Source organism: Pseudomonas sp. GL-R-26 (genome assembly GCF_019947365.1).
In the GTDB taxonomy this organism is placed as follows: Bacteria; Pseudomonadota; Gammaproteobacteria; order Pseudomonadales; family Pseudomonadaceae; genus Aquipseudomonas.
In genome coordinates this window covers 44,540-68,387 of the sequence record NZ_JAGYGI010000008.1, presented here as the reverse complement: position 1 = coordinate 68,387, position 23,848 = coordinate 44,540, and the positions used below count along the sequence as shown (strand labels likewise).

The following is a 23,848-nucleotide window of genomic DNA, read 5'->3' as shown; positions in this document are numbered from 1 at the left end:
CGCGCCCCTCGGTGATATTTGAACCGCGAATTCAAGGCCGGAAACAACCGGTCATTATTCGGAGGGCACGTATTCTACAACTTCCAGATCGAAACCGGATATCGCATTAAATTTCATGGGTGCCGACATCAGGCGCATTTTGCGCACGCCGAGGTCACGCAGGATCTGCGAACCGGCACCGACAGTGCTGTAGGTGGTCGGTTTTTTCACCGCGGCGTGATCGGCGGTTTCGCGGATGTGCGCGAGCAACACGTCGCCATCGAGCGGGTGACCGAGCAACAGCACAACACCGCTGCCGGCCTCGGCAACCGTGGCCATGGCGGCGCGCAGGCTCCAGCGGCCCGGTTGCTTGACCATCAGCAGGTCGCGCAGCGGGTCCATGTTATGCACCCGAACCAGGGTCGGTTCTTCGGCACACACGTTGCCCAGGGTCAGCGCCATGTGCACGTCGCCTTCCACGGAATCACGATAGGTCACCAGGTTGAATTGGCCCAGTTCGCTGTCCAGTGGCTGCTCGGCAATCCGCTGAACGGTACGTTCGTGGATCATCCGGTAGTGAATCAGGTCGGCGATGGTGCCGATCTTGATATCGTGCTCGGCGGCAAATGCTTCCAGCTCGGCGCGACGGGACATGGTGCCGTCGTCGTTCATCACTTCGCAGATCACGCCGCTCGGCTCGAAACCGGCCATGCGCGCCAGGTCGCACGCCGCTTCGGTGTGGCCGGCACGGGCCAGGGTACCGCCGGCCTGGGCCATCAGCGGGAAGATGTGGCCCGGGCTGACGATGTCTTCAGCCTTGGCATCACGGGCGGCGGCAGCCTGCACAGTGCGCGCACGGTCGGCGGCGGAAATACCGGTGGTCACACCGGTGGCCGCTTCGATCGATACGGTGAACTTGGTGCCGAAACCGGAACCGTTGCGCGGGGCCATCAACGGCAGCTTGAGCAGTTCGCAGCGCTCGCGGCTCATCGGCATGCAGATCAGGCCACGGGCGTGCTTGGCCATGAAGTTGATGTGCTCGGGCTTGCAGCACTCGGCGGCCATGATCAGGTCGCCTTCGTTCTCGCGGTCTTCGTCATCCATGAGGATGACCATCTTGCCTTGGCGGATGTCTTCAACCAGTTCTTCGATGCTATTGAGCGCCACAAGGCACCCCCTTGAGTCAGGATTTGAGGTAGCCGTTTTGGGCCAGAAAGCTTTCGGTAATGGTGCTGCCAGGCTTTTGCGAAGAGCCTGGCTCTGCGGCCTTGTCGCCCAAAAGCAGACGCTCCAGGTAACGGGCCAGCAAATCCACTTCCAGATTCACCCGGCGGCCAGGCTGGTACGACGCCATGATGGTTTCGCTCAGGGTGTGGGGAATGATGGTCAGCAGGAACTCGGCGCCATCGACTGCGTTCACGGTGAGGCTGGTGCCGTCGACGGTGATCGAGCCTTTATGGGCGATGTACTTGGCCAGGTCCTTTGGCGCGCGGATGCGGAATTCCACGGCGCGCGCGTTCTCGGTACGGGCAACCACTTCGCCCACGCCGTCGACGTGACCGCTGACCAGATGCCCGCCGAGGCGAGTGGTCGGGGTCAGGGCTTTTTCCAGATTGACCGGGCTGCCGCTTTTCAGGTCGTTCATGGCGGTGCAGTCGAGGGTTTCGCGACTGACGTCCGCCGCAAAGCCATTGCCCGGCAGTTCAACGGCAGTCAGGCACACGCCGTTGACCGCGATGCTGTCGCCCAGTTTGACGTCGCTCAGGTCGAGCTTGCCGGTTTCGACGTGAACCCGCACATCACCGCCCTTTGGGGTCAATGCACGAATACTGCCGATGGATTCGATGATGCCGGTAAACATGAGGTTCTCCTCGAGAACAAAGCCAGCGCTGTAGCGTTGACCGGAAATTATACGCTCGCGGTTGACGTAGGAATGGCAATGACTCGCCAGTCATCGCCCACTGCGCGAATTTCAATGATTTTAAGCTCGGGCGCATCCTTCATTTGCGCGAGCGGCCAGTCCAGCAGCGGCCGCGCCGAAGAGCCCAGGAACTTGCCGGCAATGAAAATCTGGAACTCGTCCACCAGACCGAGTTGGGCAAAGGCACCTGCCAGGCGCGGACCGGCCTCAACCAGCACCTCGTTGACGCCACGGGCTGCGAGTTCAACCAATAGCTGACGCAGATCGACCTGGCCGTCGTAACCCGGCACGATCAGGCATTCCGGACCATTGGCGTATTGCTCTTCCACCGCCACGCAGGTGGCAACCAGCGCCGGGCCGGCCTTGAAGAACGGTGCATCCAGTGGCACCCGCAGACGACCGTCGACCAGCACCCGCAGCGGCAGGCGGCTCATGGCCAGTGCGGTTTGCTCGGCATCCAGCCCCAGCTCATCGGCTCGCACGGTCAGCCGCGCGTTGTCCGCCAGAACCGTGTCGGCGCCGGTCAGTACCACGCTGGCCTGGGCACGAAGGCGTTGCACCGCAGAACGTGCGGCCGGACCGGTGATCCACTGGCTTTCGCCGCTTTCCATCGCCGTGCGCCCGTCCAGGCTCATGGCCAACTTGACCCGCACGAACGGCAAGCCGTGTTCCATGCGTTTCAGGAAACCTTGGTTAAGCTTTCGCGCCTCGCTTTCCAGTACGCCGCTTTCGGTGGCGATACCGGCCTGTTCCAGGCGTTGTAGACCACGACCGGCGACTTCCGGGTTCGGGTCCTGCATCGCCGCGACCACCCTGGCCACACCGGCATTGACCAGTGCATCGGCGCAAGGCGGTGTGCGGCCGTGGTGGCTGCAAGGTTCAAGGGTCACGTAAGCGGTGGCGCCACGAGCCTGCTCACCGGCCGCGCGCAAGGCGTGGACTTCAGCGTGGGGCTCGCCGGCGCGCTCGTGCCAGCCTTCGCCGACAATCTGCCCGCCCTGCACAATCACGCAACCGACCCGCGGATTGGGGTGCGTCGTGTAATGCCCCTTGCGCGCCAGCTCCAGGGCACGGGCCATGAAATGAGCATCGAGGATGGCTTGTTCTGCGGGCGTGGTCATTCTTTCACCGGTTCACGGGCCAGGCGATCGATCTCTTCGCGGAACTCGTTGAGGTCCTGGAAGCGGCGATATACCGAAGCGAAGCGGATGTAGGCGACTTCATCGAGCTTCTGCAGCTCGGCCATCACCAGTTCGCCGACCACAAGGGATTTGACCTCGCGCTCGCCGGTGGCGCGCAGTTTGTGTTTGATGTGCACCAGCGACGATTCGAGGCGCTCGACACTCACCGGGCGCTTTTCCAGCGCGCGCTGCATGCCGGCGCGGAGTTTTTCTTCGTCGAACGGCTGGCGACTGCCGTCGGTTTTGATCAGGCGCGGCAACACCAGTTCAGCCGTCTCGAACGTCGTGAAGCGCTCGCCGCAGGCCAGGCATTCACGCCGGCGGCGCACCTGTTCGCCCTCGGCGACCAGACGCGAGTCGATGACCTTGGTGTCGTTGGCACCGCAGAAGGGACAGTGCATGGTGGCAGGCAACAAAAAAAGGGAGGGCCATGGTAGCGCATCCCGGTGGCAAGACAAGCCATAGGGTTTGCGGTATACAGACGGGATGATCACTTGATCCATGGAATTCAGCTTTATGGAGCCACCAATGTCGTTACGTCCGCTCATTTTGCTCAGTGTTTTCAGCCTGCTGGTGGCTTGCGGCAGCGATGCACCCAAGCCCCAGCCGCCAACGCCTGGCCCGGCGCCGCAGCAAGCGCAGAAGAAGGCCCGGGAGGCCGCCAACCTCGGCCCCCTGCCTGCCTATCAGCGTGAACTGAGCGGTACCCTACAAGGCGTTCCAGCCGGCGCTGAAGTCGAACTGGCATTGCTGGTGATCGACGAAAAGAACCGCCCGCAGCAATTGCTCGCCAGTTCCAGCCTGATCGGCAACAACCAGGTGCTGGCGTTTCACCTGCGTTTCAACCCGGAATCCTTCCCGGCCGGGGCCCGCGTTGAACTGCGAGGCCGCGCCAGCCAGTCCGGACAGTTGATCCTGCACCTGCCGTCGCAGCTGATTACCCAGCCGACCACCCAGGCCCTGGGCCAACTGCAATTCGTCAAAGCCCCATGAATGCACCGCTCGACCTGCAAAAGGCGTTGGGTGAACTACTCGGTGATGCGCAATTGGTCGCCTGTGAGTTACCAGGGACCGACCTGAAGTTGTGGCTGATCGACGGCGACAACATGGACCGCGCCTTCAGCCCGGAAGAAACCCGGCGCATCCTGCATGAGCCACCGTACTGGAGCTTTTGCTGGGCCAGCGGGTTGGCCGTGGCCCGTTACCTCGCTGACAACCCGCATTGGGTCGAAGGCAAGCGTGTGCTGGATTTTGGCGCCGGGTCTGGCGTGGCGGGGATTGCCGCTGCCAAGGCCGGGGCGCTGGAAGTGCTGGCCTGCGACCTCGACCCGCTGGCGATTGCCGCGTGTCGGGCCAATGCCGAGCTCAATGACGTAGAGCTCAACTACTCGACGGATTTTTTCGCCGAGGCTGATCGCTTCGATCTGATCCTGGTGGCGGATGTGCTGTACGACCGGGCCAACCTGCCGCTGCTCGACCAGTTCCTCAGCCGCGGCCGAGAGGCGCTGGTGGCGGATTCCCGAGTGCGGGACTTCCGCCATCCGTTATACCGGCGCATAGAGATGCTGGAGGCGATGACCCTACCGGATCTGGCCGAGCCCCACGAGTTTCGGCATGTGAGCCTCTACCACGCCGCCCGCGCCTGACCGTATAGTTGCCCCATTCACGCTTTTACGAGATTGCCCATGAGTCAGGAAACGCCGTACATCTTCGACGCCACGACTGCCGATTTCGACCAGTCGGTGATCGAGAACTCTTTCCACAAGCCGGTGCTGGTGGATTTCTGGGCCGAATGGTGCGCGCCCTGCAAAGTGCTGATGCCGATGTTGCAGAGCATTGCCGAGAGCTATCAGGGTGAGTTGCTGCTGGCCAAGGTCAACTGCGACCTCGAACAAGACATCGTCGCCCGCTTCGGCATCCGCAGCCTGCCGACCGTGGTGCTGTTCAAGGACGGTCAGCCGGTAGACGGCTTTGCCGGTGCCCAGCCGGAATCCGCCGTGCGCGCCCTGCTCGAACCCCATGTGCAGATGCCGCCACCGGCCGCTGCCGATCCGTTCGAACAAGCCCAGGCGCTGTTCGATGACAGCCGCTTTGCCGATGCCGAAGCGCTGCTCAAAGTGATCCTGGGTGAAGACAACACCAACGCCAAGGCACTGATCCTCTACGCCCGCTGCCTGACCGAGCGCGGTGAACTGGGCGAAGCGCAAGCCGTGCTGGATGCGGTCAAGAGCGACGAGCACAAGGCCGCGCTGGCTGGCGCCAAGGCACAGATCAAGTTTCTCGGTTTGGCCAAGGACTTGCCGGATGCCGCCGACCTGAAGGCCCGGCTGGCAAAAGACCCGCTGGACGATGAGGCGGTCTATCAACTGGCGATCCAGCAACTGGCCCGTCAGCAGTACGATGCCGCGCTGGATGCCTTGCTGAAGCTGTTCATCCGCAATCGCAGCTACAACGAAGGCTTGCCGCACAAGACCTTGCTGCAGGTGTTCGAGTTGCTGGGCAATGATCATCCGTTGGTGAGTACCTACCGCCGCAAGTTGTTTGCCGCGCTGTACTAAGCCGTCTCGATCCAGCTGTAGAGCGGCGTATCCCCGCCGCTCACTACCTTCACATCCGAACTATGGCGCAAACGCACCAGCAGGCGCTTGCCCGCCGCCGCGCTCCCGGTCAGGCCTTCGAGTTGATCGAGCAAGTCCGGCCCGCTCAACTGCCCGGCCTTGCGCAGCAAATCCCTGGCGATCTGCCACAGCGCATCATCCGGATTCAGCGGTTTCGCCGCTGGCGCGCTGACAGGGGATTTTTCCACCTGCAACTGCGCCCCTAGCCGCGCCCAGTCCGCGTCGTCCATCTCCAGGGTCAAATCCACCGGCCAGTCGCCGATGCTTCCGCGAATTCGCAACATAGGTCTGCTCCCGCACATTTCTTCCCGGCATGCTCCCATGGGACTTGTGCAACGCCAAGCGGGCAGTCAAACTCTCCGCACTTACGTTATAAGATTACATAACAATTTCTTCATTTTACTTTTCGGAGACTCGTCATGCGTCGTCTGCTTCTCGCCCTGCCGTTTGCCATGTTGCCGCTGGCTATCGCCCATGCCGCCGACGAACACGATCATGAGCATGGCAGCCTGGGTGCCCACGAACATGGCGTGGGACGCCTGAACGCGGTGCTGGATGGCAAGACCCTGGAGCTGGAGCTGGAAAGCCCGGCCATGAACCTGGTGGGTTTCGAGCACGTCGCCACCAGCGACGCAGACAAAGCCAAAGTCACCGCCACCCGCGCACAACTTGAGCAACCACTGGCCCTGTTCAACCTGCCAAAAGCCGCCGGTTGCGTGGTAGAGAACCAGGAACTGGAAAGCCCGTTGTTCGGCGACAAGCCCGATGCCGACGATGATCACGATGAAGACGCCAAGGACGAAGACGGCCACGAACATCATCACGATCACAGCGAAATCCACGCTCGCTATCAGTTCACCTGCGCCACGCCTGCGGCACTGAAGTCGCTGGACCTGGCGAATATTTTCACCAGCTTCCCAGCCACCCAAAAAATTCAGGTACAACTGATCGGTCCGAGCGGGCAGCAAGGGGTTGATGTGACGGCCAAGGCTGCGGCCCTGAAGTTCTGAATTCACTCACCACCAACCAGACCGGTTTCACATGACCCAAGCACTCATCGAACTGTCCGACCTGAGCTTCAGCTGGCCCGGTCACCCGCCGCTGCTGGACATCCCGGCGTTTCGCCTGGAGCGCGGCGAGACCCTGTTCCTCAAAGGCCCCAGCGGCAGCGGCAAGACCACCCTGCTCGGCTTGCTCGGCGGCGTGCAGAAGCCTGATCGCGGCAGCATCCGCCTGCTCGGCCAGGAACTGACGCAACTTTCGGCCGGCGCCCGCGACCACTTCCGCGTCGATCACACCGGCTACATCTTTCAGCAGTTCAACCTGCTGCCGTTTCTGTCGGTGCGTGAAAACGTCGAACTGCCCTGCCACTTCTCGAAACTGCGCGCGGAACGGGCGAAACAACGCCACGGCAGTGTCGACAAAGCCGCCGCCACGCTGCTCGCCCACCTGGGTTTAAAGGATGAAAACATCCTCGGTCGCCGCGCCGACTCGCTTTCCATCGGCCAGCAGCAACGAGTCGCCGCCGCCCGCGCGCTAATCGGGCAACCGGAACTGGTTATCGCCGACGAGCCGACCTCGGCCCTCGATTACGACGCCCGCGAGAACTTCATTCGCCTGCTGTTCGCCGAGTGCCGCGAAGCCGGGTCGAGCCTGTTGTTCGTCAGCCACGACCAGAGCCTGGCGCCGCTGTTCGACCACAACCTTTCGCTGGCCGAACTCAATCGCGCCGCTACCCCGTCCGAGGTCTGAGATGTATCTGTTTCGTCTAGCCATGGCCAGCCTGGCTAACCGTCGCTTCACCGCGATCCTCACGGCGTTCGCCATTGCCTTGTCGGTGTGCCTGTTGCTGGCAGTGGAGCGCGTGCGCACCGAAGCCAAGGCCAGTTTCGCCAGCACCATCAGCGGCACCGACCTGATCGTCGGCGCCCGCTCCGGCTCGGTGAACCTGTTGCTGTACTCGGTGTTCCGCATCGGCAACGCCACCAACAACATCCGCTGGGACAGCTTCGAACACTTCGCCAGCAACCCGAAAGTGAAGTGGGCGATTCCGATGTCTCTCGGCGACTCCCATCGCGGCTACCGGGTGATGGGCACCACCGAAGCCTACTTCGAGCATTATCAATACGGACGCCAACAACACCTGGAACTGGCCGATGGCCGGGCCTTTGCCACTGACCCGTTCGAAGTGGTTCTCGGCGCCGAAGTGGCCGATGCACTGCACTACAATCTCGGCGACAAACTGGTGCTGGCCCACGGCGTGGCGGCAATCAGCCTGGTCAAGCACGACGACAAACCGTTCACCGTGGTCGGCATTCTCAAGCGCACCGGCACCCCGGTGGACCGCACGCTGCACATCAGCCTCGGTGGGATGGAAGCGATTCACATCGACTGGCACAACGGCGTGCCGGCCCGGGGCGAGGGGCGCATCACCGCCGATCAGGCGCGCAACATGGACCTGACGCCGCAAGCGATCACCGCGTTCATGCTCGGCCTCAACAACAAGATTTCGACCTTTGCCCTGCAGCGGGAAATCAACGAATTCCGTGGTGAGCCGATGCTGGCGATCCTGCCGGGTGTGGCGTTGCAAGAGCTGTGGAGTCTGATGGGCACCGCGGAAAAAGCCTTGTTCGTGGTCTCGCTGTTTGTGGTGCTGACCGGGTTGATCGGCATGCTCACCGCCATTCTCACCAGCCTCAATGAACGCCGCCGGGAAATGGCGATCCTGCGCTCGGTGGGCGCACGCCCCTGGCACATCGCGACGCTGTTGGTGCTCGAAGCCTTTGCGCTGGCGCTGTCGGGCGTGATCGCCGGCGTGGCGTTGCTGTATGTGTGCATCGCGGCGGCCCAGGGTTATGTGCAAGCCAACTACGGCCTGTTCCTGCCGCTCTCGTGGCCGAGCGAGTATGAATGGACGCTGCTCGGTGGCATCCTGATCGCCGCGCTGCTGATGGGCAGCGTGCCGGCCTGGCGCGCCTATCGCCAATCCCTGGCCGATGGCCTGTCGATCCGCTTATGAGGACATTGAAAATGCCCCGCGCTGTACTTTCGCTGTTGATGCTGGTCGCCCTGCCCCTGTGGGCCGCACAGCCAAAAGACCTGACCTGGTCGGAGATGATCCCGCCTGACGCGCCGAAAGAAGTGCCGAACATGACGCCGCTGCACGATCTGTCGCAGATGAGCAGCACGCTCTCGGCAGAGTCGGCACCAGCAGCCAAACAGGACATGCCCAACGCACCGGTGGTCAAGACCCTCGACGGCCAGAACATTCGCCTGCCGGGCTACATCGTGCCGCTGGAAGTGAGCGAGGAAGGCCGCACCACGGAGTTTCTGCTGGTACCGTATTTCGGCGCCTGCATCCATGTGCCGCCACCGCCGTCGAACCAGATCGTGCACGTCAAGAGCGAAGTCGGCGTGAAGCTCGACGAGTTGTATCAGCCTTACTGGATCGAAGGCGCGTTACAGGTCAAGGCGTCCACCAGCGAGTTGGCGGATGCCGGGTATCAGATGGAGGCGGAAAAGATTTACCTGTATGAATTGCCGGAGTGATTCCGGTGGTTTTGTGCTGTCTGTCAGTCCCTCTTCGCGATGAGGCCAGCAAAAACACCATAAAATCCAACCCCTTCCCACTTTCATTGAGCTGCATCAAAAGACCGAATAGTTAGCCGGCTTACCATTGGACATCGCAAATTTTTAACGTCCTCTGGAGCCCCCCATGAACAAGTCCATGCTCAGCGCTTCGCTGGTTGCCCTCGCGCTCGCAGCCCCGCTCGCCCACGCCTACGAGGCCGGCGACATCATCCTTCGTGCGGGCGCCATCACCGTTAACCCGAAAGCCGACAGCTCCAGCGTAAAGGTCGACCAAGGTCCGCTGGCCGGTACCAACCTGGGCGGCAAGGCGACCATGGACAGCGACACACAGCTGGGCCTGAACTTCGCCTATATGCTCACCAACAATTGGGGGATCGAACTGCTCGCCGCCACTCCGTTCGAGCATGACGTGAAACTCAAAGGCACCGCCCTGCCTGCCGCCAATGGCAAACTCGGCTCCCTGAAACACCTGCCGCCGACCCTGAGCGTGGTGTACTACCCGCTGGATTCGAAGTCGGCCTTTCAGCCGTACGTCGGTGGTGGCATCAACTACACCTGGATCTACGACGAAAGCCTCAGCAGCGAAGCCAAGTCCGCCGGCTTCAGCAACTTCAACGCGAAGAACTCCTGGGGTCTGGCCTGGCAGGTCGGTGCCGACTACATGCTGACCGAACATGTCATGCTCAACGCCCAGGTGCGCTACATCGACATCGATACCCGCGCCACCGTCGAGAACAACTCGATTGCACCAGGCACCCGCGCCAAGGTCAACGTAGACGTCGATCCATTTGTGTACATGGTCGGCCTGGGCTACAAGTTCTAAGCGACATCGCTGGAAGAATGTTCACGTGGTGGTGAACCTGGCTGTTGTGGCGAGGGAGCTTGCTCTCGCTGGGTTGCGAAGCGACCCTAAAACCGGCAAAAGCGGTGATTCAAACAAACCGCGTTGACTGGATTTACGACTGCTGCGCAGTCGAGCGGGACGATGCGGCGCTCCGACAAGCTCCCTCGCCACAGGAATTGCACAAGCTGTAACGTAAATTCCGGCCGTGAAAAAGGCGCCTGTCAAAGGGCGCCTTTTTCATGTTCGCGATTCAGGTTTGTAAAACCATCAGCGCCCCAGCAACCGCGCCAGCCCGACACGCATTGGTGTCTGCTCCGTGGTAGTGAAACGTTCCAACAGACGCCGGTTATTCGCCCGGGAATGACGAATGTCACCGGAGCGCGCCGGGCCGTAGCTCACCGGTGGCAACTTGCCGACCACGGCTTCGAGCGCTTCGAGCATTTGCTTGAGGGTCGTCGCCTGGTTCCAGCCAACGTTGACCGCACCGTCTTCGACCCGGGGCTTCTCGATGGCCTGCACCAGCAAGTCGACCAGATCTTCGACGTAGACAAAATCCCGGGTCTGCTCACCGTCGCCGAACACCGTGATCGGCAAGCCCTTCAGTGCACGCTCGCTGAATATGCTGATCACCCCGGAGTACGGCGAGGACGGATCCTGGCGCGGACCGAAAATGTTGAAGAAGCGGAAAATCACCGGTTCCAGCGCATGCTGGCGGCGGTAGAAGTCGAAGTATTGCTCGCTGGCCAGTTTGTCCACCGCGTAAGGCGTCAGAGGCGCCTTGGGCGTCTCTTCGTCGATCGACTCGCCTTCGCCATTGTTGCCATACACCGCTGCGCTGGAGGCAAACAGCACGCGTTTGACCCCGGCCTGGCGCATGGCTTCGCAGACGTTCAGCGTGCCGATGAAGTTGCTCTGGTGCGTGCGCACCGGATCGTCCACCGAGGCCTGCACCGAAGCCACGGCCGCGAGGTGCGCCACGGCGCTGCAACCGGCCATCGCTTGGGCAACCAAAGCCGCATCGGCCACGTCGCCAACGATCAGTTCGACCCTGGGATTGTCCAGCGGCAGATTGCTGCGCTTGCCGGTGGACAGGTCATCGAGAATCCGCACCGCATGGCCCTTGGCAAGCAGCGCGTCAGTCAGGTGTGAACCAATGAAACCGGCACCACCGGTGATAAAAACGGGGCCGTCAGCCATGGCGATAGAACCTGTCCAGTAGACCGGGAAGCGCCGCACGCCAGGCGCGTGGTTTGATCCCGAAGGTGTGCAGAATTTTCTTGCAGGCCAATACCGCGTGTTGCGGCTCTTCGGCAGCATCCGGACGCGCGGCGTGGGCCTGGGCGGTCGGGGCTTCGATGGCCAGCGGATGCAGGCTGCGGGCTTCGGTCAGAATCGCCTGCCCCAGCGCCAGCGGCGTGGTCGCCTCATGCCCGGCGTAGTGGTAGGTGCCCCACAGCGGTGCGGCGCAATCGAGTTGCTTGAGCACTGAAATGATCACGCGGGCAGCATCGTCGACCGGCGTCGGATTGCCGCGCCGGTCGTCGGCCATCAGCAGTTCTTCGGGTTGTTCGGCACGGGCGAGGAAGCGGCCAAGGGCGCCGTCCGGGCTGTCGTCCAGCAGCCAGCCGAAACGCAGCAGCACGTGTTGCGGGCAGGTGGCGCGCACGCTTTGCTCGATCCGCCACAAGGCCTGACCCCGCAGGCCCAGGGGCACCGGTTCGTCTTTTTCGCTGTAGGCCGTGGCACGGGAGCCGTCGAACACGCGATAGCTGGAAGGTTGCAGCAGGACGATGTTGTGGTGCTGGCACAGTTCCGCCAGACGCTCGATCGCGCGCTCCTGGCCGGCCAGGCGCGATTCGCTCACTGCCTCGGCCTGAAACCAGTCGAAGTAGTAGGCAAGGTTGATCAATGCATCGGGACGAGTGTCGTCGAGCAATTGTGTCAGGCTCGCGGCATCCCAGCCGTCTTGCGGCGGGCGGGGGGCGAGGAAACCGATGTCTTCCTCCGCACCGAGGCGAATCAGCGCCTGCCCAAGGGCATTTCCGCCGCCCAGTAACATAAGGCGCATTCGCATAGAGTCAGCAGGCCCAGTCTGATTGAAACAATGGCGTTATCGACACCGCGCCCTGGCGATGTCGTTGATAATTGCCGGAATCGTTGCATTTTGCGGGTTTAGTGCGCAACCGTCACCCGTAAAGTGTAGATGCCTGAGTTTTGCAGTGCTGCCACTGGCCCCTGTGGCGAGGGGGCTTGCCCCCGTACGGCTGCGCAGCAGTCGCAAAATTGTTGAAGGCGGTTTGCCTGTTACACCGCGTTTGCGGATTTTGGGGCCGCTTCGCGACCCAACGGGGGCAAGCCCCCTCGCCACAGGTTTACCGATCAACCAGTGGTACTTGCATCTTGAGCCCCCCACCCGCATAAATTGCTGCATGAACCTGCCCATCCCCGCAGACAGTGCCCTGAGCGGCTTCCACCCTGCCGTCAGCGCCTGGTTCAGCCACACATTCCCGGCGGTCACCGCCGCCCAGGCCCGGGCGTGGCCGTTGATCCGCCAGCGCCGCTCGACCCTGGTCGCCGCGCCCACCGGTTCCGGCAAGACCCTCACCGCCTTTCTCGCCGTCATCGACGACCTGGTGCACCGCGGCCTGGAAAGCCCCGAAGGCTTGCCCGACGCCACCCTGGTGGTCTACGTCTCGCCCCTCAAGGCGCTGTCCAACGACATCCAGATCAACCTGCAAAACCCGCTGGCCGGCATTACCGAGCAATTGCGCGTGATGGGCCTGCCGCAATTGCTGATCACCACCGCCGTGCGCACCGGCGATACACCGCAAAAAGACCGTTCGGCGATGCGCAAAACGGCGCCGCACATTCTGGTGACCACGCCGGAATCCCTGTATGTGCTGCTCGGTTCCGATTCCGGCCGGCAGATGCTCGGCACGGCACGAACGGTGATCGTCGACGAGATCCACGCCATGGCCGCCAGCAAACGCGGCAGCCACCTGGCACTGAGCCTTGAACGCCTGCAAGCACTCTGCCCGGAGCCGCTGCTGCGCATCGGTCTGTCGGCCACGCAAAAGCCCATCGAAGCCGTTTCGCGCTTCCTGGTCGGTCGCGACCGTCCGTGCGAGATCGTCGACATCGGCCACGCCCGCCCCCGCGACCTGGATATCGAAGTGCCGCCCGTGCCGCTGTCGGCCGTGATGGCCAACGATGTCTGGGAACTGGTCTACGACCGCCTCGCCGCCCTCGCCCGGGAGCACCGGACCACGTTGATTTTCGTCAACACCCGGCGATTGGCCGAACGTTTGAGCCGGCACCTGAGCGAGCGCCTGGGCAAGGCTGCCGTGGCGGCCCACCACGGCAGCCTGGCCAAGGAATTTCGCCTCGATGCCGAGCAGCGACTCAAGCGCGGCGACCTGCAAGTGCTGATCGCCACGGCATCGCTGGAACTGGGGATCGACATCGGCGACGTCGACCTGGTGTGCCAGATCGCCTCGCCGCGTTCGATTGCCGGGTTTCTGCAACGGGTCGGCCGCTCCGGGCACCAGGTCGGCGGCACTCCCAAAGGCCGATTGTTCGCCACCACCCGTGACGACCTTATCGAATGCGCCGCGCTGCTCGACTGCGTACGCCAGGGCGAACTCGATACCTTGCTGATCCCGCAAGCGCCGCTTGACGTGCTGGCGCAGCAGATCATCGCCGAGGTCAGTTGTCAGGAGTGGTCGGAGCAAGCGCTGCTGGAGATGCTGCGCCGCGCCTCGCCCTACGCCGCACTCGACGACAAACACTATCAGGCGCTGCTGCACATGCTCGCCGAGGGTTACAACGGCCGTCAGGGCATCCGTAGCGCCTACCTGCATCGCGATGCCGTGAGCCGCACCCTGCGCGGCCGCCGGGGCGCGAAACTGACGGCCGTGACCAGTGGCGGGACCATTCCTGACAACGCCGACTACAGCGTGCTGCTGGAGCCTCAAGGGCTGAACATCGGCACCATCAACGAAGACTTTGCGGTGGAAAGCATTGCTGGGGATGTCTTCCAGTTGGGCAATACGTCCTATCGGATCCTGCGGGTGGAAACCGGCAAAGTCCGGGTCGAGGATGCCCAGGGCCAGCCGCCGACCATTCCGTTCTGGCTCGGTGAAGCGCCGGGGCGCAGCGCCGAGTTGTCCTCGGCGGTGGCGCGCTTGCAGGCGCAACTCGACGACCTGCTGGGTACTGCGCCAGGCAACTTGCAACCAGCGCTCGACTGGCTGACCGAGACCCTGGGACTGAACCTCGCCAGCGCAGAACAATTGGTGGACTATCTGGCCCGCGCGCGACAAGCGCTGGGAGCCCTGCCATCCCAAGACACGCTGCTGATGGAACGCTTTTTCGACGAGTCCGGCGGCACCCAACTGGTCATTCACACGCCATTCGGCAGCCGCATCAACCGCGCCTGGGGCCTGGCCCTGCGCAAGCGTTTCTGTCGCACCTTCAACTTCGAATTGCAGGCCGCTGCCAGCGAAGACGCCATCGTGCTGTCGCTGTCCACCAGCCACAGTTTTGAACTGGACGACGTCTGGCGCTACCTGCACAGCAACAGCGCCGAGCACATCCTGATTCAAGCCGTGCTCGACGCGCCGCTGTTCGGCGTGCGCTGGCGCTGGAATGCCGGTGTAGCCCTGGCCCTGCCGCGCTACAGCGGCGGGCGCAAAGTGCCTACGCAGATCCAGCGGATGAAAAGCGAAGACCTGATCGCCAGCGTGTTTCCCGATCAGATCGCCTGCGTGGAAAACCTCGCCGGCGAACGGGAGATTCCCGACCATCCGCTGGTGGAACAGACCCTCGACGATTGCCTGCACGACGCCATGGACAGCGAAGGCTGGCTGGCCTTGTTGCGGCGCATGGAACGCGGCGACATTTGCCTGATCAGCCGCGACTTGCCGGCGCCTTCGCCGCTGGCGGCGGAGATTCTCAGTGCCCGGCCCTATACCTTTCTCGACGATGCACCGCTGGAGGAACGCCGCACTCAAGCGGTGCTCAACCGCCGCTGGAGCGACCCGCAATCCACCGACGATCTCGGTGCCCTGGACGCAGAGGCGATTGCCGCCGTGCGCGACGAGGCCTGGCCGACGCCCTCCGCTGTCGATGAAATGCACGAGGCCTTGATGAGCCTGGCGTGCATCACCGACGCCGAAGCCGGAGCCAATCCGCAGTGGCTCGACTGGCTCACGACCCTGGCCGACAGCGGACGCGCGAGCCGTTTGCAGATCAACGCCAGACAATCGCTGTGGCTGGCACTGGAACGCCTGACCTGCCTGCGGGCGATTTATCCACAGACCGAATTGACGCCACCGCTACAAGCGCTGCCGGACTTCGACGAGGTCTGGGAACCCGACGACGCCATCCTCGAACTGATCCGCGCGCGGCTCAGCGCCTTCGGGCCGCTGGCCCTCGATCGCATTGCCGAACCACTCGGCTTGCCCGCTGCGCAGGTCAACCAGGCCCTGGCGCAACTGGAACGCGAAGGCTACGTGCTGCGCGGTCGCTTCACCCCGGGCACCGCCCAGGAAGAATGGTGCGAGCGGCATTTGCTGGCGCGGATTCACCGCTATACGGTCAAGCGCCTGCGCCGGGAAATCGAACCGGTGGCGTTGCAGGATTTCATGCGATTCCTGTTCGACTGGCAGCATGTGTCGAGCGCAAGCCAGGGTCAGGGTGCGGCGGTACTGACTGTCGTCGTCGCGCAATTCGAAGGCTACCCTGCCGCCGCGTCAGCCTGGGACAGCGACATCCTGCCTGCACGGATCAAGGACTACTCGGCGACCTGGCTGGATGAGTTGTGCCGCAGTGGCAGACTGGTGTGGACGCGCCTGACTGCACACAACAAAAGCGCCAGCACCGCGCTGCGCAGCACGCCGATTGTGTTGCTGCCGCGCAACCGGGTCGGCCTCTGGAGCGGCTTGACCGAACAGACGCCGGTCAGCGAACTGTCGCCGAAAACGCAAAAGGTCCACGCCGCCCTCAGCCAGCATGGCGCGCTGTTTTTCGACGAGCTGATCCATGAGGCCCACCTGCTGCGTTCAGAGCTGGAAATCGCCCTGCAGGAACTGGTGGGCGCCGGGCTGGTGAATGCCGACAGCTTCGCCGGATTGCGCGCACTGATCACCCCGGCCAGCAAGCGCCAGCCTCGCAACAGTCGGCGTGGACGCGGGGCATTCATCGGTGGCATGGACGACGCCGGGCGCTGGACCCTGTTGCGACGCGCGCCTGCCGCGCCGGTGGTGCAAAACCAGCGGACGCCTGCCGAAACCCTTGAACACATCGCCATGACCTTGCTGCGCCGTTACGGCGTGGTGTTCTGGCGCTTGCTGGAACGTGAGGCGGACTGGCTGCCGAGCTGGCGCGAACTGCTGCGCACTTTCCATCGCCTGGAGGCACGCGGCGAGATTCGCGGCGGGCGGTTTGTCAGCGGCCTGGCGGGCGAGCAATTCGCCCTGCCCGAGGCGATTCCCTTGTTGCGGGAGGTGCGGCGTCGGCCCCATGACGGCAGCCTGGTCGCAGTGTGCGGGGTCGATCCGCTGAACCTCGCCGGCACGCTATTGCCCGGCGCGAAAGTTCCGGCGCTGGCGAGCAATCGGCTGGTCTATCGCGACGGCTTGCCGGTTGCTGCCGAGATTGCTGGCAAGCAGCAGTTCTGGGGGGAGCTGGATCAGCAAGTCAGTGCCGAGGTGCGCGGCAAATTGATCCGGCATTGACGGTGTCTGGTCTGGCGCCTTCGCGAGCAGGCTCGCGAAGGCGCCAGCACGGCCAAAAAAACTATTGAGACCGCGGCCGATCCGGCATCAGCACCGCCGAATGATCCGGCTCATGCCCTGCCTCGGCTGGCGGCTCGACCGGATGCCTCGGCACCAGCGCCTGCTGTGGATAAGTCTGCGCGAAGTTCACCCACGGGCAGTTATCCACAAGCTTTTTCAAACGCTGGTTGAAAGCCCGGCTCACCGCGTATTGACCACCGGACACCGTGCGGAATTGCGCGGTCAGCACCACTCCGTTGAGGTCCATCTTGTCGACGCCAAACACATCCAGCGGTCCTTGCAGGTTGTAGCGCAGGAACGGGTCGTTGCTGATGGAATGCCCGGCCTCGCGGATCAATTCGATTGCCTTGTCGACATCGGTGTCGTAGGTGAATTGAACCGAGAAAAACGCATAGGCGAATTGCCGCGATTGGTTGGTCACGGCCTTGATCTGCCCGAACGGCACCGAGTGCACGAAGCCCTTGCCGTCGCGCAGGCGCAAGGTACGGATGGTCAGGCCTTCGACGGTGCCTGCGTGACCGGAATCGAGCACCACCCAGTCACCGATGGACAAGGTGTCTTCGATGATGATGAACAGCCCGGTGATCACGTCCTGCACCAGTTGCTGGGAACCGAAACCGATCGCCAGGCCGATGACCCCGGCACCGGCCAGGAACGGTGCGACGTTGATCCCCAGGTTGGCCATGGTGGTGATCGCGCAAATCACCACCAGGATGATTTTGATCGCGTTGCGCAACAGCGGCAGGATGGTTTTCACCCGCGTACTCGGCTGGTGCGCCGAGCGCTTGTTGGTCGGTGGTTTCAGGGCTTCCTGAATCGCCGTGTCGAGCACCACCCACACCATCCAGGTCACCAGCAGAATCAAACCGATGTGGCTCAGGGAATCACTGATCGCCCGGCCCACGGCGTTGGTCACTGCGAATTCGAACAGCGACACGCCCCAGATCCGCCCGAGGATATCGATGAACACGATGGCCATGCCGATGCGTAGCAAGGCGTGGGACAGATTGAGAAAGCGCTCCTTGTAGGCGCTGCTGCGGCGCAGGTCCGCCTCGCTGCGCGCCTTGAACAGATGATGTAGCGTGGTGCTGAGAAACACCGTGGCAATCAGCAACACCGTGGTGAACAAGGCGCTGCGCAGCACTCTCTGGTTGTCCGCCCCGGCACCGATCAGGTTGATGATCGAAACCAGTACCATCAACAGAATCGGCCAATACCAGAGCCCGGAAAATATCCGCAGGGTTTCACGCAACGCCGGCTGCTTGAGGCGCTGGGCCAGCGGCAAGATACGGATCACATGAGCGACCGGGCGGCGCATGCGGATCACCAGCAAGCCGAAGGATATCGACGCTGCCAACCCGGTGAACACGGCGATGCTGCTGGTGAGATTGTTGCCCAGTTGATGGGCGATCTGCGGGCTGGTCAGAGCGTCGCTCAATGCCACCAGAAAGCCGATAACGAACAAGGGTCGGGGACTGTTCTCGCGGATGATCTGCACCGCCCGCCGCTTGTGCCCGGCATTGAACACCACCACCAGCGACAGCACCAATGACGCGGAAAATATCCCCGCGCTAGTGGCATAAGCCAGACACAGCGCCAGCGCCCTTCCCGCCGATATCGGCAAAAACTGACTGGCATAAATCGTCAAGGGCAGGCTGACCACCGCCGGAAGGGTGTAGGGCAACACGTAGCCGAGCAACGCCTGGCCCCGTTCACGACTGAGCAGCAGACGATGCTCGCACAGACGCCTGGCGGCCATCCGCCCAAGCAGCCAAAGACAGGCAAACACGGCCGCCCACACGCAGGTCAGCAGCAGGAAATCGCCGGCGACGCTCCAGGGCGAACGGGCCGAAGGCTGATTGACCAACTGATCCACTTCATCGGCCGCGCGGTCGGCACGCAGGCGCCAGACGTCGACGAGGTTTTCGTTGAGATCGAGTTTGGTCTGGACCTCGTCGATGCTTGAACTGATGGCCCCCAGTAATCCGCCTTGCACCAGCGGTTCGGGGTGGGCCGGCGGCGTCGCGGCGGTCGCGGTGGCCGGCAGCCCCGGTATCGCGGCGGCTTCCAGTTGCTCGCTGCCCACAAACAGCAACGCTCCCAGCAGTATCGCGGTCTTGAGCCTGATCAAAACACCCGCTCCTTTGGCTGTGTCGGTAAGGAACTGATTGAGAAATGCCGGGCAAGTTCGGGTATTTCCAGCGGATAGCAGGACAGTGACGCCTTATGTGGCGAGGGGGCTTGCCCCCGTTGGGGTGCGAAGCGCCCCCAAAACCTACCGTTCGAATTCATCTGATGCACCGCATGCAATGGGTTTACGACTGCTTCGCAGCCGAACGGGGGCAAGCCCCCTCGCCACAAGTATGCATCCCTCCTCGCGATATTTGATCTGCACGCAAATATCAAATGTCCATCCCTGTATTTTTCTGAACGAGCCAAATCCCGACACTGCGCTCCATCGAATCAACCTCCGGAGTTGCAGCCATGCCCATTGCCTTGCTCGCGCTGACCCTCAGCGCCTTTGCCATCGGGACGACCGAGTTCGTCATCGTTGGCCTGTTACCCACCATCGGCGCCGACCTCGGCGTCAGCCTGCCGTCCGCCGGCCTGCTGGTCAGCCTGTATGCCCTTGGCGTTGCCGTCGGCGCCCCGGTGCTGACCGCCCTCACCGGCAAGGTTCCGCGCAAATTGCTGCTGCTGTCGCTGATGGTGCTGTTCACCCTCGGCAATTTGCTGGCGTGGCAAGCACCGAGCTACGAGTCGTTGATCCTCGCACGGATCGTCACCGGCCTGGCCCACGGGGTGTTTTTCTCGATCGGCTCGACTATCGCCACCAGTCTAGTGCCGAAGGAAAAAGCCGCCAGCGCGATTGCCATCATGTTCACCGGCCTGACCGTTGCGCTGGTCACCGGCGTGCCGCTGGGGACATTCATCGGCCAGCATTTCGGCTGGCGTGAAACCTTCCTCGCCGTTTCCGCATTGGGCGTGATCGCCTTCATCGGCAGCCTGATCTACGTGCCGAAAAATATCGCCCACAGCAAACCCGCATCGCTGTTGCAGCAATTGCAGGTACTCAAGCAACCGCGCCTGCTGCTGGTGTATGCCATGACGGCCGTCGGCTACGGCGGCTCGTTCATTGCCTTTACCTTCCTCGCGCCGATTCTTCAGGACCTCTCCGGCTTCAGCGCCAGCACCGTCAGCCTGGTGTTGCTGGTCTACGGCATCTCCGTGGCGGTCGGCAACATCTGGGGTGGCAAACTGGCGGACAAGCGCGGCCCGATCAGCGCCCTGAAAATCATCTTTGCCCTGCTCGCCGCCGTGTTGTTCATGCTGACCTTCACCGCCGGCAATCCGTGGCTCGCGCTGGCCACCGTGCTGGTCTGGGGCGCTGTGGCGTTCGGCAACGTGCCGGGGTTGCAGGTGTATGTGGTGCGTCAGGCCGAGCATCACACCCCGCAGGCGGTGGACGTGGCGTCCGGCCTGAACATCGCAGCGTTCAACCTCGGCATTGCCGGTGGCGCCTGGGGCGGTGGCTTGATCGTGGCCCACATGGGCTTGATTCACACCGCGTGGATCGGTGGTCTGGTGGTGTTGGTGGCGCTGGCGTTGACCGCGTGGAGTGGACGCCTTGATCGCCTCGGCCCGGTGTATGCCGAACCGGCTGAGGGCTCTACCCGCATTATCACGGGCCACTGATAAACCCTGTGGGAGCGAGCAGACTCGCTCCCACATTGAGTCTGTTGTGATGTGTTAACTGTGTACCGTCCGTAGCCCCATCGAAACTTTCGCCGTCGCCCCAGAGTCATCCAATGACAGGAGCCGTCAGGCGGGAGGCGACATGGCAGCGAATCACTCCGATATTCCCGCACACTCAAACGCAACCGACATGCGGGTAAAAGGTTCGTCCGTCACTTGTCGTTTCACGGTGCTGACGGTCAACACCCATAAAGGTTTCACCGCGCTCAACCGGCGTTTCATCCTGCCGGAACTGCGTGAAGCGGTGCGCAGTGTGTCTGCCGATGTGGTGTTTTTGCAGGAAGTCCACGGTACCCACGAGCAGCATCCCAGGCGCTACACCAACTGGCCGGCGATGCCGCAATACGAGTTCCTCGCCGACAGCCTGTGGCCGCAGTTCGCCTATGGCCGCAATGCGGTGTACCCGGCGGGCGATCACGGTAATGCACTGTTGTCGAAGTTCCAGATCATCCGCCACGACAACCTCGACGTCTCCATCAGCGGCCACGAGAACCGCGGGCTCTTGCATTGTGTGTTGCGCTTGCCCGGCGACGGCCAGGAAGTGCACGCCATTTGCGTGCACCTGGGGCTGCGCGAAACCCATCGCACCGCGCAACTGAAGCTGCTCGCCCAGCGCCTGAACGCCCTGCCCGGAGACGCCCCGGTGGTTGTCGCCGGGGACTTCAACGATTGGCGCCAGCGCGCCGATGCATTGCTCAAGCCCTGCGGCCTGCGCGAAGTCTTTGCCGCGCACCATGGCAAACCGGCGCGCAGTTTCCCCGCTCGCTTGCCGGCATTGCGCCTGGACCGCATCTACGTGCGCAACCTCAAGGCCAGCCATCCGCGAGTGCTGACCTCCCGGCCCTGGTCGCACCTTTCCGACCACGTCCCGCTGTCGGTGGAGATCGAGCTATGAGCAGCCAGTCGATGGAAAAAACCACGCTGGAGCACATCCCCGCTCCGCCGACCCGCGAGCCGACAGCGGTCGATGTCGAATACGGCTGGCAAGGCAGCAATCGGGTCGAGTTGCTGGAAAACGGTGAGGCGTATTTTCCCCGGGTGTTTGAAACCCTGCGCCGGGCGCAAAGTGAAATCCTGCTGGAAACCTTCATTCTGTTCGAGGACAAGGTCGGCAATGAGCTGCAACAGATCCTGATCGAAGCCGCTCAACGTGGCGTGCGCACTACCGTCAGCCTCGACGGCTTTGGCTGCGGCGAACTGAGTACCGGGTTCCTCACCGCCCTGACCGCCGCCGGCGTGCACCTGCAAATGTTCGACCCGGCGCCGAAACGCCTGGGCATCCGCACCAACTGGTTCCGGCGTCTGCACCGCAAGATTGTGGTGGTCGATGGCACCGTCGCGTTCGTCGGCGGGATCAACTTTTCCGCCGATCATCTGGCCGACTTCGGCCCCGAGGCCAAACAGGATTATTCCGTAGAAGTGCAAGGCCCGGCCGTGGCCGATATCCATCACTTTGCCCTGCTGCAATGCGGTCGCCCGGTGCACGCCAAATACTGGTGGCAACGCCGTCGGCAGCGGCGTTCGGAACTGGCCTTCAGTGATCACGATGGCCAGGTGCGGCTGGTGTACCGCGACAACGGAGAGCACCAGACCGACATCGAGGAGGTTTACCGCCAGGTATTGTGCCAGGCGCAGCGCCGGGTGGTGATCGCCAACGCCTACTTCTTTCCCGGTTTCCGCTTGCTGCGCGAGATCCGCAACGCGGCCCGCCGTGGCGTGGATGTGCGGCTGATCCTGCAGGGCCAGCCAGACATGCGGGTGGCCAGGCTTGCGGCGCGCATGACCTACGAGTACTTGCTCAAGTCCGGAGTGAAGATCTACGAATATTGCGACCGCCCGCTGCACGGCAAGGTCGCGCTGGTGGATGAAGACTGGAGCACCGTAGGCTCGAGCAACCTCGACCCCTTGAGCCTGTCGATGAATCTGGAAGCCAACGTGCTGATCCGCGACCGTTGCTTCAATCGAGTTCTGTTCGATCGCCTGGAAGACCTCAGCGACAACCATTGCAAGGCCATGTCTCACGACATCGCGCCACGCGGGCGTGTCTGGCACATGACCATCGGTTTTCTGGTGTTTCACTTCCTGCGGCATTTCCCGGCGTGGGCCGGTTGGTTGCCGGCGCACAAACCTCGCCTTAAACCCTTCCCTGTTCCGACCGGGAGCGCTGACCATGAACCGCGCTGAACCCCACACGACAACTCACGCCAAAAGCCCTGGCAAGCCGCACTGGAGCCGCTGGAAACGACCGCTGACGATGCTGTTTTTCCTGATGCTGATCGTGCTGTTCACGATGCTTGCCCAGCGCCTCGAATGGAACGAGGTGTTCGATAACCTGGCGGATTTCAAGGTGCGCACGCTGATCATTGCGTCGGGGCTGACCCTGGTGAGTTTTCTGGTGTACGCCTGCTTCGACCTGATCGGCCGCACCTACATCCGTCAGAACCTGACCTGGAAGCAGATCCTGCCGGTGGGGATCATCAGCTACGCCTTCAACCTGAACCTGAGCGCCTGGGTCGGCGGCATTGCCATGCGTTACCGGCTGTATTCGCGGCTCGGGGTCAGCAAGAGCAACATCGCGAAAATCCTCGGCCTGAGCCTGGCAACCAACTGGTTTGGGTACATGGTGATTGCCGGTGCCGTGTTCAGCAGCGGGCTGGTGCGCATGCCGCCGGGCTGGAAGCTCAGCAGTAGCGCGCTGCAAGGCGTGGGGGTTTTACTGTTGCTGCTGAGCGCCGGGTACCTGGCGGCGTGCCGGTTTGCCAAGCGTCGGGAGTGGGCGATTCGAGGCATCGAGATTGACCTGCCTTCGCTGCACATGGCGGTGCTGCAACTGGCCCTCGGTGCCCTGAACTGGTCGCTGATGGCGGCGGTGATTTTCACCTTGCTGCCGAGCAAACTGGATTATCCACTGGTGCTGGGTGTGTTGCTGATCAGTGCCATCTCCGGAGTCATCACTCACATCCCGGCCGGGCTCGGCGTGCTGGAAGCTGTGTTCGTGGCGTTGCTGCAACACGAGGTTTCGCGAGGCAGTCTGGTGGCGGGGCTGCTGGCCTATCGGGCGATTTATTTCATCCTGCCGCTGTTGATTGCCCTGGTGATGTATTTGCTGGTGGAGGCCAAGGCCAAGGCGTTGCGGATCGAGAAAAAACCGAAGTGATGGG

Annotated in this window: 21 protein-coding genes; 13 read left to right on the top strand and 8 right to left on the bottom strand. The window is 62.7% G+C overall.

What is annotated here, in order from left to right:
- Window positions 1-54: 54 nt before the first annotated feature.
- Genes ribBA through nrdR form a run of 4 tightly spaced genes read right to left on the bottom strand, consistent with a single transcriptional unit; the run spans window position 55 to window position 3,482 of the window.
- Complete coding sequence (ribBA, locus tag KGA96_RS10530; protein WP_007984459.1) at window positions 55-1,146, bottom strand: bifunctional 3,4-dihydroxy-2-butanone-4-phosphate synthase/GTP cyclohydrolase II; 1,092 nt, start codon at window positions 1,144-1,146, stop codon at window positions 55-57.
- A gap of 16 nt (window positions 1,147-1,162) precedes the next feature.
- Window positions 1,163-1,840, bottom strand: a complete 678-nt coding sequence (locus KGA96_RS10525; protein WP_046041642.1) for a riboflavin synthase — start codon at window positions 1,838-1,840, stop codon at window positions 1,163-1,165.
- Between the two features lie 47 nt (window positions 1,841-1,887).
- Window positions 1,888-3,021, bottom strand: a complete 1,134-nt coding sequence (gene ribD, locus KGA96_RS10520; protein ID WP_046041641.1) for a bifunctional diaminohydroxyphosphoribosylaminopyrimidine deaminase/5-amino-6-(5-phosphoribosylamino)uracil reductase RibD — start codon at window positions 3,019-3,021, stop codon at window positions 1,888-1,890.
- The gene (nrdR, locus tag KGA96_RS10515; protein WP_003228656.1) at window positions 3,018-3,482 is read right to left on the bottom strand and encodes a transcriptional regulator NrdR; all 465 of its coding nucleotides are present in this window, start codon (window positions 3,480-3,482) and stop codon (window positions 3,018-3,020) included. Before nrdR ends, ribD begins: the two co-directional genes overlap by 4 nt.
- A 127-nt stretch (window positions 3,483-3,609) precedes the next feature.
- On the opposite strand from nrdR, the gene KGA96_RS10510 reads away from it, so the two are divergent.
- From KGA96_RS10510 to trxA, 3 genes are read left to right on the top strand one after another with little or no spacing between them, the layout of a single operon-like run.
- Complete coding sequence (locus KGA96_RS10510) at window positions 3,610-4,074, top strand: YbaY family lipoprotein (RefSeq protein ID WP_046041640.1); 465 nt, start codon at window positions 3,610-3,612, stop codon at window positions 4,072-4,074.
- On the top strand, window positions 4,071-4,727 hold the full coding sequence (locus KGA96_RS10505) for a class I SAM-dependent methyltransferase (protein WP_046041639.1): 657 nt from the start codon (window positions 4,071-4,073) through the stop codon (window positions 4,725-4,727). Before KGA96_RS10510 ends, KGA96_RS10505 begins: the two co-directional genes overlap by 4 nt.
- 39 nt (window positions 4,728-4,766) lie before the next feature.
- The gene (gene trxA, locus KGA96_RS10500; protein WP_046041638.1) at window positions 4,767-5,639 is read left to right on the top strand and encodes a thioredoxin; all 873 of its coding nucleotides are present in this window, start codon (window positions 4,767-4,769) and stop codon (window positions 5,637-5,639) included.
- Here trxA and KGA96_RS10495 read toward each other — a convergent pair.
- Complete coding sequence (locus KGA96_RS10495) at window positions 5,636-5,983, bottom strand: hypothetical protein (protein ID WP_223466763.1); 348 nt, start codon at window positions 5,981-5,983, stop codon at window positions 5,636-5,638. The two genes, trxA and KGA96_RS10495, sit on opposite strands and share 4 nt — an antisense overlap.
- A gap of 135 nt (window positions 5,984-6,118) precedes the next feature.
- Here KGA96_RS10495 and KGA96_RS10490 point away from each other — a divergent pair, with 135 nt between their 5' ends.
- The 5 genes from KGA96_RS10490 (at window position 6,119) to KGA96_RS10470 (ending at window position 10,113) form a co-directional block, all read left to right on the top strand.
- Window positions 6,119-6,709 carry a DUF2796 domain-containing protein gene (locus tag KGA96_RS10490; RefSeq protein WP_046041636.1) on the top strand — a complete coding sequence of 197 codons (591 nt, stop codon included), beginning with the start codon at window positions 6,119-6,121 and terminating at the stop codon, window positions 6,707-6,709.
- Between the two features lie 31 nt (window positions 6,710-6,740).
- The gene (locus tag KGA96_RS10485; protein ID WP_046041635.1) at window positions 6,741-7,451 is read left to right on the top strand and encodes an ABC transporter ATP-binding protein; all 711 of its coding nucleotides are present in this window, start codon (window positions 6,741-6,743) and stop codon (window positions 7,449-7,451) included.
- A gap of 1 nt (window position 7,452) precedes the next feature.
- The gene (locus KGA96_RS10480; protein WP_223466761.1) at window positions 7,453-8,718 is read left to right on the top strand and encodes an ABC transporter permease; all 1,266 of its coding nucleotides are present in this window, start codon (window positions 7,453-7,455) and stop codon (window positions 8,716-8,718) included.
- A gap of 11 nt (window positions 8,719-8,729) precedes the next feature.
- Complete coding sequence (locus KGA96_RS10475) at window positions 8,730-9,248, top strand: DUF3299 domain-containing protein (protein ID WP_223466760.1); 519 nt, start codon at window positions 8,730-8,732, stop codon at window positions 9,246-9,248.
- Window positions 9,249-9,414: 166 nt separating this feature from the next.
- On the top strand, window positions 9,415-10,113 hold the full coding sequence (locus KGA96_RS10470) for an OmpW/AlkL family protein (RefSeq protein WP_046041632.1): 699 nt from the start codon (window positions 9,415-9,417) through the stop codon (window positions 10,111-10,113).
- Between the two features lie 288 nt (window positions 10,114-10,401).
- Here the strand turns inward: KGA96_RS10470 and KGA96_RS10465 are convergent, their stop codons facing one another.
- Together KGA96_RS10465 and KGA96_RS10460 are read right to left on the bottom strand one after the other, a co-directional pair.
- Entirely contained in the window at window positions 10,402-11,331 is a 930-nt protein-coding gene (locus KGA96_RS10465; protein ID WP_046041631.1) for an NAD-dependent epimerase/dehydratase family protein, read from the bottom strand.
- Window positions 11,324-12,208, bottom strand: coding sequence for a sugar nucleotide-binding protein (locus KGA96_RS10460; RefSeq protein WP_046041630.1), 885 nt, complete (start codon window positions 12,206-12,208; stop codon window positions 11,324-11,326). The genes KGA96_RS10465 and KGA96_RS10460 overlap by 8 nt, the downstream gene beginning before the upstream one ends.
- Before the next feature lie 355 nt (window positions 12,209-12,563).
- On the opposite strand from KGA96_RS10460, the gene KGA96_RS10455 reads away from it, so the two are divergent.
- Window positions 12,564-16,871, top strand: a complete 4,308-nt coding sequence (locus KGA96_RS10455; protein WP_223512710.1) for a DNA glycosylase AlkZ-like family protein — start codon at window positions 12,564-12,566, stop codon at window positions 16,869-16,871.
- A gap of 61 nt (window positions 16,872-16,932) precedes the next feature.
- Here the strand turns inward: KGA96_RS10455 and KGA96_RS10450 are convergent, their stop codons facing one another.
- Complete coding sequence (locus KGA96_RS10450; protein WP_223512708.1) at window positions 16,933-19,062, bottom strand: mechanosensitive ion channel family protein; 2,130 nt, start codon at window positions 19,060-19,062, stop codon at window positions 16,933-16,935.
- 353 nt (window positions 19,063-19,415) lie between these two features.
- On the opposite strand from KGA96_RS10450, the gene KGA96_RS10445 reads away from it, so the two are divergent.
- The 4 genes from KGA96_RS10445 to KGA96_RS10430 all read left to right on the top strand — a co-directional run bounded on the left by KGA96_RS10445 (window position 19,416) and on the right by KGA96_RS10430 (window position 23,844).
- Complete coding sequence (locus KGA96_RS10445) at window positions 19,416-20,627, top strand: MFS transporter (RefSeq protein ID WP_046041627.1); 1,212 nt, start codon at window positions 19,416-19,418, stop codon at window positions 20,625-20,627.
- Window positions 20,628-20,817: 190 nt separating this feature from the next.
- A complete protein-coding gene (locus KGA96_RS10440; RefSeq protein WP_223512820.1) occupies window positions 20,818-21,582 on the top strand; it encodes an endonuclease/exonuclease/phosphatase family protein in 765 nt (254 codons plus the stop codon).
- A complete protein-coding gene (clsB, locus tag KGA96_RS10435) occupies window positions 21,579-22,871 on the top strand; it encodes a cardiolipin synthase ClsB (protein WP_223512706.1) in 1,293 nt (430 codons plus the stop codon). The genes KGA96_RS10440 and clsB overlap by 4 nt, the downstream gene beginning before the upstream one ends.
- Window positions 22,858-23,844 (top strand): lysylphosphatidylglycerol synthase domain-containing protein, encoded by a 987-nt coding sequence (locus tag KGA96_RS10430; RefSeq protein WP_046041625.1) that lies wholly within the window; start codon window positions 22,858-22,860, stop codon window positions 23,842-23,844. The genes clsB and KGA96_RS10430 overlap by 14 nt, the downstream gene beginning before the upstream one ends.
- The last annotated feature ends 4 nt before the right edge of the window (window positions 23,845-23,848 follow it).